Below are 15,147 nucleotides of genomic sequence, written 5' to 3'. Positions count from 1 at the left end.
ATTTTTTCAAAAATTCATCATTTTTTTTACATTTGAATACATGCCTGTAAATAGGGACTTTTTCAACTTTTCAAAGATTATTACAATTATCTTGTTAAAAATATTTCATTACAAATGTAATAATACACGTCAAAATCTTATGAATATGTTTTCATAGATTTTATAAAAGACATTACAATAGTCTAAACACTTTGTTTAGTTTTTAGTTAACAAGGAAGAATTATTTATCGCACAATATTTCAAATCCTATTGATTTCATTTTTTCCTTAAACACTTTTTCGAAATCAGAAATTTTCTTTGAATCTACTATAACAACCAATTCTTTTTTTGCTCTTGAACATCCAACATAAAATAATTTATATGCCCATAATGCACCTTTTACTTTATTAATTTTAAAACATTTCTTCCCGTTTGTTACGTTATTACGTTCTATAAAATTATCGTACTTACCCAATTCAAAAAAAGAGAAATACTTATTATTTGCATATTTTTCTTTTATTTCATTTGCCATTTTAAGACATTCTTCTTTTTTAGGCTCAAATAAATCTTTATTATCTAAAGATTTATAATCTACTTTTTTCAATTCCTGATTATAATCATAATAAAATTCTTGAAATCCCGTTAAATTTATATCTTTCGTACAATATAATCTAAAAAAATCATACATATATACAATAGGATTATTTTTTGATTCCTCTGCAATAAAACAAATTTTATCATATCCTTCTCCTTTTACCCCATGCTGTGTAGAAATAAAAGGTTTTTCCAGATGTTCATTCAAATTACGGAATTGTAAAAAAGGAACTTCAAACATATTATCATACTCGCTATTATTATAAGCAAAGTCAAATAAATCTTCGTTACAAAATTTTTCATCTATTAAATAGTCACAAAATTCTTTTATGCTAATTTCTGTAGATTCATATTGATCTATTAGTTCCATTATTTTTCTATAAAAAACAATTTTATCATTATGAAATGAAATATCTGTCAAACTATAATCAAATATATCTTTATTTTTCTTTGCAAATTGTATAACATCCCCATAAGATTTATTTTGTATCAATTTGGCAAACTTACATATACAAAAAAGAATTCTAAACATTTTATCAGGATTATCTGTAGAATTTTTTGTTAAAACATCTACTACACTATTTTTTTTATAATAACCATATTCACTAATTTTACATACAGCATCATATAATTCTTTAGCGTTTATTTCCTCAAACCTTTCTTTATTAAAAAGATATAAACACATATAATTTTTATATTTAAGAATAGAATCATGAAAGTCATTTGTTATTAGCAGGATAGGTTTATTCCCTTCATCATAAAACGCCTGTTGATTGTATTTCTTATCATTATATAAATTATTTAATACATCAACTATTTTCTTTGAACAACGATAATTTATTTCTAATTTTTTTTCTTTATTAAATTTATCAAAATTTTTGTTAAATGTACCTTCATAATTTTCATAAATTTCCTGCATTTTATCTCCTAATAAAATTAGTTGTGTATTAGTTTCCAATACTGAATTATAAAAAAGCCATAAAACATCATCAAATGTATCTTGATATTCATCAATAAAAATATATGAATATTTATCTGTTAATCTTTTTTTTAATTTAGGAAAATTTTCAAACATCTTTCTTGCAAATATAATAATATCCTTATGAGAAAGTCCACCATAATAATAAGTACTAAAAGGTTGTTCATTATAATAAATTGTTTTTATGTTTTGTTTTACAGTCTCAAAATCAAACTTACCATATTTGTCAATATATTTTTGTTTACTTTCCTCTGTAGCATTAATAATTGCTTCCTTAATTTTTTTATTATATATATCAAAATATAAATTCAAAACTTCACTCTTTGAAAAATATATTTTTATAAAATTTGATAAAAAAGAATGAATAGTATCAATCGTAACATTTTTATTGTCTACTCTGTTTTTTAATTCATCTTTTGCCCTATTTGTAAATGTTATAGCTAATATTTCCCTATTAGGGAATTTAGCTATTAAGTCAAATATTTCATTTTCAATATATGTTGTTTTACCGCTTCCTGCTGGAGCATTGATTAAAAACATATTATTTAATTTTTTGTCGTCAACCAATTTAACCCCTCCTCTATATAATTAGGCAAAGAATCTTTTTGTAAATCATTTAAAACTATAGAATACATAAAATCTGTTTTACGACGACTATTGGAGTTTACAAGATCTCTAACAGTAAACTCAGTAAACTCTTTTTTTCTACAAATACGCAAATCAAGTTTTTTTTCTTTAATTATCTTATCCCAGCATTCTCTATCTTTTTTTTCAAAAACATCAGTTTTAAAAAGTTTACACAGCATTGCTTCTTCAAGAGTTCTGCTATACCCATCTTTTTCTCCTTGAGTAACTACTTTAATCAAACCACAAGACTTTCCATTTATTTCTTTATAAATATTAGATACGCATTTATCTTTATTATCTTCATTATCTTTTTTTTCAAAAACAGAAGAATATACTTCTTCTATCTTTTGACAAGAAAAATTCTTTTTTAATAAACTTAATAAAATTTCAAAATCTGATTTTTCCTTAAAACAACCATTTTGTCCTTGGCATTTATCACATTCAAGAAACACTTCTTCTTTTACTTTTCTAAGAAATTTATAATCTTTATAATACGCATATAACCCTGCATTTGTAGTTTTACTTTCCAATATTTCTTCTTTTGTTAAACTATCTTTATCATAATCAATATCAGTAATAATTAAAGTTTTTATTCTTAAAAAATACACTAACTTTCTATATAAATGAGAATATGCACCGCCAACTTGAACAAATGATATATATTGATTGGATAATTCTTTAAAATCATTTAACAAAAGCTTTTCAATATATAATTTTTCTGTATCACCTTCATACATTATAATTTTATTTGCAAAAATCAAATTGGAGTAATTTACTGAAAACAAAAAAGAAAAAAAGTTTCTTTCATGTTTCCCTTTTAATTGTTCACTAAAAACATTCATATCATAAATATTACTTTGTAATTCTTTTTCAATATCAAGTCTTAAAACTCTTATATTTTCCAAATCAGAACACTTTATGATTTCGCTTGAATGTGTCGTAATAATTCCTTGTATATGAGTATTTTTTTTAATTAAAGAATCCTTTATGAAATTTATTAAATGCCTCTCCATTTGAGGGTGCATATGAGCTTCCGGCTCTTCAATAACAAATACATTAACTAAATCCGGTTTTACATTTCCCACAAATGATTGAATTTTTAAACACATAAATATTAAATTGCTTATACCTAAACCTTGTGAAAATTCTTTTAATTTTATATGATCTTTAAATTGATAAAAAGTATGTAATGATGCGGATAAAAATTTAACAAGCATTTCATCAGAAATATCTGTTTGTAAAAAAAACTCTCCTTTATTATAATCAAAATAATTTTCTATATCAGCTAAAGATTTTTCAACTTCTTTTAAAGAATGTTCTTTTACCTTTTCATTTAATTTGCTTTCATTAAGACTCTTTTTTATGTGCTCAATTATTTGTTTTTTTAATTCATCCCAATCATCACTTTTTTTAAATTGATTAAGCAATTCTTTAGTTATTGAAAAATGGTTATCTGTCTTTTCATCATTTAACACTCTTGTTGCACTTAAATAATTATAATTAAAACATTTTCTAAATTCTGTTAAATTTATTTTACTTTTATTCTCATAATTTTTATCTGTAAAATATACATTGGTTCTAAAAACTTTAGAAATAACATCAATTAAAATATCTTCATATTCACCATTATTTTTATTTCCCAAAGATATATTTTGTTTTAATGCAAATAATTTTGAAGATATTAAAGATAATTCTTTAATTAACTCTAAATAATCTATTTCATAATTAAATAAAAAAAAGAAACTTTGGTAGTTATCACCTAACTCCATTAAATAATCTGAAAATAAAGCAATACTTTCATCTTTATTATATCGTACCTCTATTTTAATGCTAATAACAGGCTCTCCATTTGGTTCAAAAGTTTCTTTTATTTTTTGTTTAAAGTCAACTTCATTATTTGCATCATATATTTCATTTATTTTATTTATAATCTTTTCTTTTATTTCATTATAAAATCCAACAGAAATATCATCTTTTGAAAAATACTTGTCTTGAAAAAGTATTTTAAAAAGCTCAATAATAGATGTTTTTCCACTATTATTTGCACCTGCTAAAACAGTTAAATCATCATCAAAATGTATTTCTGCATCAAAAAATTGTCTATAATGCAACATATGAATTTTTTTTAATTTCATAATATCCCCCATTGTATATATGCTAATATAAAATTAAAGCATAAATTATATTATTTTTATTTTACAATAAATCCAAAATTTTGACAATAAAATATCAAAACACAAAAAAGACAGGGAAATATTTCCCTGTCTTCATAATAAATATATTATAATTTACAAATTAATTAATCATTTGCTTTCTTTGCAATAATCATCATACCTTCGGTAAAGCTATACCCATAACCGTAACCATAACCTGAATTACCTCTTATCATTCCTTCCCCTTCTCTGATATTACCGCTAACATCTCCCTCTTTAAAGTCACATACCCATTTTCCTGAAGTAATAGGAGAAATTGATACAACTTCATAGTTTTCTGCATTCAATTTTTCAACTTCACTTTGAGTATCTTTTGCAAAACGTTCTCCGTCTATAATAAAGTCAGACATTCCGTCTTCAACAAGTTATTTCTTTTTTACATATACATCTTTTTCATTTCCGAAAATACTTGTTCTTTTTTCACATGTTGGAACTTTAACTGTAACTTCTTTGTAATTTAGCTTAAAGTAAACCTTAACATAAACAACTTTATTCATACTTTCCCCTTCTTTCATATAAATATATTTTAATTATTTTTTCTTTATCATAATTGGTCAACAATTAAAAAAAAAGAACGGCATAAAACCGTCCTTTTAGTCTTAAATTAACCATATATAATCTTATAATAATTTCGCATCTTTCAAAGTACAGTAAACGTGTTTTCCTTCACTATATCGGATAAATTCTCCCATAACGGTAATTTCCTCCCCCTCTTTTGGGTAATCCTGTGGATATTCATAATCCCCTGCCAAAACAAACTCAATACCTTGAGCACAACAGGCAGTCGCATCTTGAATTATACATGAATAATAATTTTTATCCTTTTTCTCATCGTGATAAACAGTAAACTGTCCTTTCATTATTAAAGTTTTACCTACATAATCATCGGGGTTTACCATGATATTATAAACCTCGGAATAAACCATTGTAGAGGATAATTTCGTTAAGTCTATTATCTCATTATCTTTTTCTTTTTCTTTTTCTTTATTTTCATCTATTATATTTTCTTCACTGTTTTGTAAATTATTTTGAGAAGTACTTTGACTTACTTCTTCTTCATTTTTGCATGAAATTAAAGAAACTGATATCATAATGCACATTAAAATCATAATTAACTTCTTCATCTTAAACTCCTCCTTTAATCATTCCAAGAAAATAACATATTATAAACAACAAAACATCAACAGCAACAATAGTCGAACCTACGGGTGTGCCTGCAAGGATGGATATTATTATCCCAAACAATGCACAAAATACAGATATAAAAGCAGAACATAAGGTAACAGCTTTAAAACTTTTAAATAACCTCATTGCACAAAGTGCAGGGAAAATAATGAGAGCAGATATTAAAAGCGAACCTACAAGATTCATTGCAAGAACTATTATTACTGCAATTATTATTGCTATCATTAAATTATATCTGTTTGCATTTACTCCCACAGCCTTTGAAAAATCCTCATCAAAAGTAACCGCAAATATCTTGTTGTAGAATAAAATGAAAAACAATACCACAACTACCGATAATGCTATACACATTAAAACATCATAATGTGATAAAGTAAGTATTGATGTTGAACCAAAAAGAGTTGTACAGACGTCTCCGCTTAAATTTGAAGATGTAGAAAATACATTCATTATTAAATATCCAAATGCTAAAGAAGAAACAGAAAGCATTGCTATCATTGCATCCCCTTTCACCTTAGTGTTCTTTCCGGACTTTAGTAAGAATACAGCACATATTATTGTACACGGAAGAACAAGAAGCATATCGTTAGTAAGATTTAAAACAGAAGCCACAGTTATAAGGGAAAAAGCTACATGGGAAAGTCCATCACCTATAAAAGAAAATCTTTTTAATACAAGAATGACTCCCAAAAGAGAAGAGCAAAGAGCAATAAGCACCCCCACTATTAACGCATAAACAACAAATGGATAATCAAGGTAAAATATCAACTTTTCAATCATTTCCTTACCCCTCCATCTTTAAGCGTTTTACTCTTATATACTAAATCAACATAATCATCCTTAGATAAAAATAAACTTTTTTTACCAAGATATAAAACCTTACTGCAGTATTTAATTGAATTTTTAATATCATGAGATATACTCACTATGGTAAGGCCTTCTTTATTTAACATTGAAATCATTTCATACATATCCCTGCAGGCTCCCTGATCAAGTCCCGTTACAGGTTCATCTAGAAAAAGCACATTCTCTGCGGCGCAAAGAGCCCTTGCAAATAAAGCCCTCTGTCTCTGCCCTCCTGAAAGCTCGCTAAAACAACACCTTTTTAAATTTTTTATTCCCATTTTCTCCATGTTCTTTTCTGCCGTTTTCTTGTTTTCTTTAGAATAGAAAGGGCTAAAGCCAAGATTTGACTGACACCCGGACAGTACAACTTCCCAAACAGATGCCGGGAAATCCTTTTGTATTTCATCAAGCTGAGGAAGATAACCTATTTCATTCCTATTTAGATTATCCCCAAAGATAATATCTCCTTTTATTGGATTTTTAAGACCTAAAAGTGTCTTTAATAAAGTCGTCTTTCCACTTCCGTTTTCTCCGAAAATACAAAGATAATCTCCCTTTTCTATATTAAAATTTATATTTTCTCTTATGGGGGTTGTATTATATCCAATTGAAAGATTTTTTATGGTTATAAAAGACATATTGACCTCCTTATTTTACGGCTTCTTCAATCACCTTAAGATTTTTTTCCATTGTATCAATATAAGTCTTTCCTGACTTAATATCCTTTGAAGTAGTAGACTGCATTGAATCCATGGTCAAAACCTTTTGATTCTTACTTTTAGTGTTCGAAATAATGGTTTTTGCAAGTTTTCCATCAGAACCTTCTATGGTTATAATATAGTTTAGTGATAGTTCATCTGTTTTCTTTGATAGAAAACTAACCGTTTCAAAACTTGCTTCAGTTTCTGCACTGCATCCTGCAAATGCTGCATAATATTTTAGCCCGTAATCATCAAGCAGATATCTAAATGGGAAACGGTCCCCAAAAATAAGAGTCTTTTTATTTGCATTTTTTATTGTTTCTTGATATTTTTCGTTTAACTCATCTAACTTTGTTATGTAATTTTTTGTGTTATCACTAAATACATCTTTATTTTTTGAATCAATTTCCATTAAGGTAGTACCTATTTTATTTACAAGAACCTTTGCATTATTCAAAGAAAGCCAAACGTGTTCGTCTGGTTCATGTTCATGCTCTTCACCCTCTTCATGCTCATGATCACTTTGCATTCCTTCAATAACCTCTTCTTCTTTTGCTTTATCCCCTAAAACATCAAGCAGATTTATAACTTTCATATTTTTGTTATCAGCTTTCTTTAAAACCTCACTAACCCACTCATCAGACTCTCCTCCTACATATATAAACAAATCGCAGTTTGATATTTTTAACATGTCATCGGCAGTAGGCTGATAACTGTGCAAATCCACTCCATCATCAAGCAATAAAGTAACTTCTGCATTATCTTTTTTATCTCCAAGTATATTCATAACCCAGTCGTATTCAGGGAAAATAGTCGTAACAATCTTAATTTTTGAATCATTTCCTTTTTCATCACTCTTTAAACTACACCCAAAAAAGCAGCTTAAAGACATAGCCAAAACTAATAAAGCACATAATATTTTTTTCATAATAAACCTCTTTCTATTTTTTTATTTTTCGTACAAAAATAACAGGTAATCATTTAACTTTTATTGACTACCCATATAAAAGGTTTATTTTAATTATCAAGCCTTACTTTTTCAATAATCGGAGTTGTCTTAAGAATAGAATAAAAAACAAATGTTAATAAATTGAAACAAAATAAAATATTAAATAAAGAAAAACTCTGAGCAGTTTTTCCAGTGTCTAAATTTTTTAATATATTTTCGCATACATGAATAAAATGACATACCGGACAGTCATCTCCGATACAATCATGATCTGCATTTTTTATTATAAATATCGAAGAAAACAGCAAAAAAGAAAGCATCATAAAAATTATAATATAAGCTATTATCTTTTTTAATTTATCCGTATAATAAAGCATTGCCGTTCCCTCCTTTTCTTTAATATCTTAATTTTTAATCATTAATTTTTACAAAATCAAACATATAAATACTGTCATTTGCAAATATAAAATAAGTTTATTTTTTAATACATTTATTTTATATACACTTAATAAATCCAATAAAAAATAAGTTTATTCTTTAGTTATAAATAAATTAATTATCAAAGATTTTACATATTAACTCAGCTTTTTATAATTACTTAACCTATAATATTTTTATTGTGTTAAGTAACTGTTATTATAAGCAACTATCGTTCTAAGCAATTATTATTCTACGTAATTATCGTTATAAACAAGTATCGCACTATCCTTGTTTTAATTCTTAGTCACTTAGCCTTTCTTATAAGTTAATTTACAACACCTAAACACAGTAAACCTAAAGCAAAATATTTTAGTAATATTTACTTATATACACTTATACCTTTAAACCTTTAAATTTCATCCTTTTATTTTTACTTAACCTTTCTTATAAGCTATCTTACAACATAAACACAATATACCCCTAAAACACAATAGTTTTTTTATGTTTCCTTATAAACACTTATACCTTTAAAACCTAAGCAATTTTTTTCTTAAACTTCAAATATACCTTTAGAACTAAGCAACTTTTTATTTTTTTAAAATTTTTAATTACTTAGCCTTTCTTATAACCTAACTTACAACACCTAAACACAGTAAACCTAAAACAAAAAGCTTAATAAAATTACTATTAAGAATTAATAATCTTAAAACTTTAAATAAATTCCTTATTACTAAATTAAAATATTTCTTTCATATGATTAAATTTTTTTCAATAAGATAATATTTAAAAACCTAAAAATAAAGTTTTATCTATTATTTTTTTCACACTCATCACAAATCCCATAAAAAACTGTTCTCTTAGGATTCAATTTAAAATTATGATTACCATATAAATGTTTTTGAAACCCTTCTATTTCATTACAGTGCAGATGTATAAGTTTTCCACATTTTTCACATTTTAAGTGAAACAGCATATCTTCATGCTTGCTTCTCCCCTCATACTCAAAGCAGGCAGGAGTATTTCTATCTATAATATATTTATTTAATATTCCACTGTTCACCATACTTTCAAGCTGGCGGTATACGGTGGATTTTCCTATATCTAAATTTTTACTTTGCAAATAATCCAAAACATCACTTGCCGTAAAATGTTTTCTCTCCATATTCTCAAAACAATCAATAAGTATCTTTCTTTGTTTTGTATTATAATGTGAATTCATAAACATGCCCCTTACAAAAATGAGAACTATTCTCAATTTGATAATATTTTGTAAATTATATCATTAAAAATAATCTTTTTCAATAAATTTGAGAACTATTCCTAAATTTAACAAAATTTTAGAAACATAAAATGTATATCTGTAATAATAAAATTGTATTAAAAATAACATATAAAAAGACATAGTATATTTTAATTTTAATTTAAATTGAAACCAACATTTTTCATTATATTTTTAAAACATAATCAATAGACAAATAGGTTTTATGCTTTATAACTAAATAAAAAAGTATCTATTTTATATAGATACTTTTTATTCTAAGAGTAAATTTTTATTCTCATTTTACATAAATTTTTTTAATAACATAGTATTAAGATACATTTTATTTTACAAAATCTTTTTTAAAAAAAATTCCGACAAAACTCATAAAACTACATAAAATAATATAATCATAATTTATATTTATTTCCTAATTCCGTTTTTAATCAAAAAAAACATAAGACTACAACTCATCGCAAACTTATATTATTATCAACCAATCCACACTCCCCAAAACCCAATTAGGTCGGGGCGGCGGTAGTGGTCGTTTCAAAAATCTCGGGTGGAGATTTTTAGAAAATACGACCACGTTATAAACCTTTTTCCCAATAACTCCATTTTATTTCCAATCAAACTTATAACCTGACCACAAACCAAGTCGGGTCGGGGTAGCTTTTCTGACAGTAAAACTCGGGTAGAGTTTTACGCAGTCATCGAAAAGCGTCAAAGGCTCCACGCCCAGTGGCGCCCTTTTATTCGACTTTTTTAGGCGAGTAAAAAAGTCGTGGGGTTCTTAAGGGGTGAACCCCCTTAATATCGGGTTGTTAAGGGCAGACAGCCCTTAAATATGGGGGGGGCTTAAGGGGTGCTCCCATTAAATATTCCATTTTCCCAATCAAACTTATAACCTGACCACAAACCAAGTCGGGTCGGGGTAGCTTTTCTGACAGTAAAACTCGGGTAGAGTTTTACGCAGTCATCGAAAAGCGTCAAAGGCTCCACGCCCAGTGGCGCCCTTTTATTCGACTTTTTTAGGCGAGTAAAAAAGTCGTGGGGTTCTTAAGGGGTGAAACCCCTTAATATCGGGTTGTTAAGGGCAGACAGCCCTTAAATATGGGGGGGCTTAAGGGGTGCTCCCATTAAATATTCCATTTTCCCAATCAAACTTATAACCTGACCACAAACCAAGTCGGGTCGGGGTAGCTTTTCTGACAGTAAAACTCGGGCAGAGTTTTACGCAGTCATCGAAAAGCGTCAAAGGCTCCACGCCCAGTGGCGCCCTTTTATTCGACTTTTTTAGGCGAGTAAAAAAGTCGTGGGGTTCTTAAGGGGTGAAACCCCTTAATATCGGGTTGTTAAGGGCAGACAGCCCTTAAATATGGGGATTTTAAAGGGGCAACGCCCCTTAACCTACCCCTTTAAATTTTTAAGATATTTCTTCAAATTCCCCTCTGCTCCGTTTTCCTTAGGCTCGTAGTAAACTCTTCCCCTTATTTCTTCAGGCAGATAATCTTGCTTTACATAATCGTTTGGGAAATCGTGAGGATATTTGTATCCAACACCAATACCAAACTCCTTTTCCCCTTTATAATTTGCATTTCTTATATGAAGAGGGACTTCATAGTTAGGCTCGTTTTCTATATCAGCTAAAGCCTTGTTTATTGCAAGGTATGAAGCATTGCTCTTTGGTGAAGAGGCAAGATAAGTTACACAGTGAGCAAGATTTATCCTAGCCTCAGGCATTCCAATAACTTCAACAGCCTTAAAGGTATTTACGGCAAGTTCCAAAGCTTTTATATTTGCGTTTCCTATATCTTCAGAAGCAAAAATAATCATTCTTCTTGCTATAAATTTTGGATCTTCTCCGGCATATATCATCTTTGCAAGATAATAAATCGCTGCGTCAGGATCAGAACCTCTCATGCTTTTTATGAATGCACTTATTGTGTCGTAGTGCTCGTTGTCCCCTTTGTCGTATGTAACTTTTTTCTTTTGCATACATTCTATTATCACATCAAGGTCTATGTTTATTACCCCTTTTTCATCCTTTGGAGTTGTAAGATAAGCAAGCTCCAATGCGTTAAGTGATACCCTTGCGTCCCCACTGCACATAGTGCATAAATAGTCCATAGCCTCATTCGTTATGTTTATTTCATAATTCCCAAGTCCTCTTTCTTTGTTTGAAAGTGCATTTTCTATAATCTTTCTTACATCGTCCTTGTCAATCTTCTTAAGCTTAAATAAAGTAGAACGTGAAATCAAAGGAGAATTTATTTCAAAGAAAGGATTTTCCGTTGTAGCACCAATTAGAATAATCGTTCCGTCCTCAACGCTTGGAAGAAGTGCATCTTGTTGTGATTTGTTAAAACGATGTATCTCGTCTATAAAAAGAATGCTCTTTCTCTTTTCTAACCCAAGATTATTCTTTGCCTTTTCGATTATCTCCCTTACATCCTTTACTCCGCAGGTTACTGCATTAAGAGAATAAAAATAAGAACTGGTCTTATTTGCGATTATCTTCGCAAGGGTAGTTTTACCGCACCCGGCAGGACCAAACAGTATTATGGAACTTATTCTGTCAGCTTCAATCATTCTGTTTAATAACTTACCCTTTGATACAATATGCTCCTGACCGTAAAACTCCTCTAAACTCTCAGGTCTCATCCTAACCGCTAAAGGAGCCTTACTTTTCACCTGTTCTTCTCTTATATCATCAAAAAAATTACCTTGCATTTTTTCTCCTTTGTGTAAAATTAAATATTATTCAAATAAATTGTTTTCATCCAAATACTTTATAAAATTTGTTATAATTACATTTGTTCTATCATCTATGTTATTTTCGTTAAAATCAAGAGTTATATCAGCTAAATCCAATAATTCTTTATTTTGAGTTCCTTTTTTTTCTTTTCCATTATTACTTGTAAAACCCCTATAATATCTTTTCTTATCGGAAAATCTATAATCTGCAGCTCTTATATTTACATATTTTTCTAAAAAAGCTTTGTTTCCAATCGCATCCAACTTCTTTTTATCTATCGAGCTACTTTCAACTTCTTGTCTTTTTTTTTGCATAAATATGCTCTATTTCAAACCTTGTTTCTAGGTTGATTAAATCTTGTTCTTTTTTGTAATACATCCACCATGCTAGAATAGATTTTGTTATTGGTTTTACATTTGTAAAGCTATAATCCTCAATAATTTTTCGCAATCTATTTTTTTCAATCTTATTTTTTGAAAAATCTACTGGTAAATTATTTACTATTTTTATCATTTCAGGATAAGCAGGTGTTCTTAATGCATTAACACCCGGATTTACAAAAGCATACCCTAAAATATAAGCCGTAATTTTATCTAAGAATAAATAAAAGTTATCTTCATTCAACATACAATCTTTATCTTTATAATGTAAAAAATAAACAGATACAAGATAAGTCCACATACTATTTGGTGCATAATGTAAAACAAATAGTTTTTTCAAAATTCTTTGTGAAAATACATTTTCATTTTGATTTTCAACATCATTCCAAAAATTTGCTAGAGACTCTAGATTATTTAAAGTTTCTTCTTTTTTTAGAAGTGCATATTTATCTTTTTCATAAAACTTTCTTAAAGCTTCTGTTGTAGTATTTTTATTTCCTTGCTTTGCTCTTTCATAATACATATATCTAGTAAAAAGTTCATCCATAGGAGATCCTGATGAAACCCTAAATATATCATCACATATTTCCTCTAATTTTTTCCATCTATCAATAAATACTTCCTTTTCATCTCTTAAAGAATAAAATTTATATAACTGTGCTTTAAAAATATCTGTATCAGATAAAGGTTTCCCCCTATCATTTAAAGTAGAAAAAATTCTAAGAGCTGTATCCTGTGATTCTGCCTCAATAGGAAGTAAAATACAATTATTAAGTATTCTAACTGGTAAATATGGAGTATAAGTCGGATATTCTTTTACAAAAATATCAATTTTATTTTGAAAAAAACGAAATACCGTTGCATATTTACTTTTATGGCTATTATTAACACTTCCTTCTTTTAAAATATGTAAAAATTCCTCTTTATCATCATCAGTCGCAACTTCTGAATTTATTTTAAGTTTATTTTTATTTGGAGTCCCAAATTCATCCGTTTTCCATATACATTTTGCAATATCTTCTAAAATCTTCTTTGTACGATTATCTTTTATATTTTCAAATCTAGAATAAAACGCTCTAAGCAATATCATTAAAGTTGTAAGTCTTTGTTGTCCATCAATAATTTCTAATTTATCACTATTATTTTTAAATGTTACAATTGGACCAAGAAAATATTCATCATTATTTTCATCAAAATCATCACAATTTTCATTTGGAAAAGCAAAAAGGAAAATATCATCCCATAAAGTTCCACATTCTTCTTCACTCCATGCATATGGTCTTTGATAATCAGGAATAAGAAAATCTGATTTTTTATTTTCAAATAATTCTCTAACCGTTTGTTGATCAATATTCAATTTTGACATACTTTATTCTCCTTAAAACCCTTAATTAAAACAATTTTACCACAAAACCACCTCAATAACCATCGAACATAAAACAATATATTTAAAATATAATGTAAAACCAAATGTTTGTTATCCCTATTACATAAAATCCCCTTTTAAAATATCTAAGTTAAATATAAAGATATAAATATAACAATTTTAACTTTATGATATAATAAGAAAAAAAGGAGAAAAACAATGGACGCACTAATTGTAGTAGATATGAGTAACGACTTTGTTCACGATAAAGGCGGACTAACCGCAGGGAAACCGGCACAGGATATAGTGGATAACATTTTAAATAAAGTAAAAGAATTTGATAAAAAAGATAAAATAATCGTTTTTGCGATGGACGCACATGAAGAAAATGATAAGCACTTCAACCTATGGCCAAAACATAACGTAAAAGGAACATGGGGACAAGAGCTTTATGGTAGCTTAAACGACTGGTATAAGGAAAATAAAAATAAAGATAATGTAATATGGCTTGATAAAAGCGAGTACGATGCCTTTTATAAAACAGATTTAGCCGAAAGGCTAAAAAACAACGGAGTAGATGAAGTGTTAGTATGTGGTGTATGTACCGACATTTGCGTATTCAATACGGTTTACGGAGCATATAAAGAAGGCTTTAAAACAAAAGTAGATAAAAACCTCTGTGCCACATTTACAAATAACGGCGAAACTTTCATAAACCAAATGAATGCAATTTATAAAACGGAAATTCTATAAAAAAAGGAGCTTATATGCTCCCTTTTTTATTATATTCACAATATAAAAATATATAAACCACTCCCTACATTTCACCACCATGACCACCACACTTACAAACCTGTCGGGGTAACGGTAGTGGTCGTTTCAAAAATCTCGG

Annotated in this window: 14 protein-coding genes; 1 reads left to right on the top strand and 13 read right to left on the bottom strand. The window is 28.1% G+C overall.

All coding sequences use genetic code 11. The features are described 5' to 3' along the window. Window positions 1–220 precede the first annotated feature (220 nt). From V2W16_RS01015 to V2W16_RS00955, 13 genes are all read right to left on the bottom strand, one after another. Complete coding sequence (locus tag V2W16_RS01015; RefSeq protein ID WP_329380052.1) at window positions 221–2,119, bottom strand: ATP-dependent helicase; 1,899 nt, start codon at window positions 2,117–2,119, stop codon at window positions 221–223. Beyond that, window positions 2,098–4,314, bottom strand: coding sequence for an AAA family ATPase (locus V2W16_RS01010; RefSeq protein ID WP_329380049.1), 2,217 nt, complete (start codon window positions 4,312–4,314; stop codon window positions 2,098–2,100). The genes V2W16_RS01015 and V2W16_RS01010 overlap by 22 nt, the downstream gene beginning before the upstream one ends. 164 nt (window positions 4,315–4,478) lie before the next feature. Further along, entirely contained in the window at window positions 4,479–4,742 is a 264-nt protein-coding gene (locus tag V2W16_RS01005) for a hypothetical protein (protein ID WP_329380046.1), read from the bottom strand. Window positions 4,743–4,757: 15 nt separating this feature from the next. Continuing rightward, window positions 4,758–4,907: a hypothetical protein gene (locus tag V2W16_RS01000; protein ID WP_329380043.1), complete on the bottom strand. Its 150-nt coding sequence runs from the start codon at window positions 4,905–4,907 to the stop codon at window positions 4,758–4,760. A gap of 105 nt (window positions 4,908–5,012) precedes the next feature. Continuing rightward, the gene (locus V2W16_RS00995; protein ID WP_329380041.1) at window positions 5,013–5,516 is read right to left on the bottom strand and encodes a hypothetical protein; all 504 of its coding nucleotides are present in this window, start codon (window positions 5,514–5,516) and stop codon (window positions 5,013–5,015) included. A 1-nt stretch (window position 5,517) separates the two neighbouring features. Beyond that, a complete protein-coding gene (locus V2W16_RS00990) occupies window positions 5,518–6,357 on the bottom strand; it encodes a metal ABC transporter permease (RefSeq protein WP_329380038.1) in 840 nt (279 codons plus the stop codon). Further along, complete coding sequence (locus tag V2W16_RS00985) at window positions 6,354–7,061, bottom strand: metal ABC transporter ATP-binding protein (protein WP_329380036.1); 708 nt, start codon at window positions 7,059–7,061, stop codon at window positions 6,354–6,356. Before V2W16_RS00985 ends, V2W16_RS00990 begins: the two co-directional genes overlap by 4 nt. A gap of 10 nt (window positions 7,062–7,071) precedes the next feature. Continuing rightward, on the bottom strand, window positions 7,072–8,052 hold the full coding sequence (locus V2W16_RS00980; protein ID WP_329380034.1) for a metal ABC transporter substrate-binding protein: 981 nt from the start codon (window positions 8,050–8,052) through the stop codon (window positions 7,072–7,074). Between the two features lie 89 nt (window positions 8,053–8,141). Next, window positions 8,142–8,450, bottom strand: a complete 309-nt coding sequence (locus tag V2W16_RS00975; protein ID WP_329380031.1) for a hypothetical protein — start codon at window positions 8,448–8,450, stop codon at window positions 8,142–8,144. Between the two features lie 848 nt (window positions 8,451–9,298). Next, complete coding sequence (locus V2W16_RS00970; RefSeq protein WP_329380028.1) at window positions 9,299–9,712, bottom strand: Fur family transcriptional regulator; 414 nt, start codon at window positions 9,710–9,712, stop codon at window positions 9,299–9,301. Window positions 9,713–11,161: 1,449 nt separating this feature from the next. Next, complete coding sequence (locus tag V2W16_RS00965) at window positions 11,162–12,484, bottom strand: replication-associated recombination protein A (RefSeq protein WP_329380024.1); 1,323 nt, start codon at window positions 12,482–12,484, stop codon at window positions 11,162–11,164. Window positions 12,485–12,511: 27 nt separating this feature from the next. After that, complete coding sequence (locus tag V2W16_RS00960; RefSeq protein ID WP_329380021.1) at window positions 12,512–12,823, bottom strand: hypothetical protein; 312 nt, start codon at window positions 12,821–12,823, stop codon at window positions 12,512–12,514. Further along, window positions 12,798–14,255 carry a DUF262 domain-containing protein gene (locus V2W16_RS00955; RefSeq protein WP_329380018.1) on the bottom strand — a complete coding sequence of 486 codons (1,458 nt, stop codon included), beginning with the start codon at window positions 14,253–14,255 and terminating at the stop codon, window positions 12,798–12,800. Before V2W16_RS00955 ends, V2W16_RS00960 begins: the two co-directional genes overlap by 26 nt. Before the next feature lie 219 nt (window positions 14,256–14,474). Between V2W16_RS00955 and V2W16_RS00950 the strand changes: the two genes are divergently transcribed. Next, window positions 14,475–15,008 (top strand): cysteine hydrolase family protein, encoded by a 534-nt coding sequence (locus V2W16_RS00950; RefSeq protein WP_329380015.1) that lies wholly within the window; start codon window positions 14,475–14,477, stop codon window positions 15,006–15,008. Window positions 15,009–15,147 lie beyond the last annotated feature (139 nt).

It is taken from the genome of Anaerofustis butyriciformans, assembly GCF_036289385.1.
GTDB lineage: Bacteria > Bacillota > Clostridia > Eubacteriales > Anaerofustaceae > Anaerofustis > Anaerofustis butyriciformans.
The sequence above is the reverse complement of the archived record's forward strand: the minus strand, read 5'-3'. Positions and strand labels throughout refer to the sequence as shown.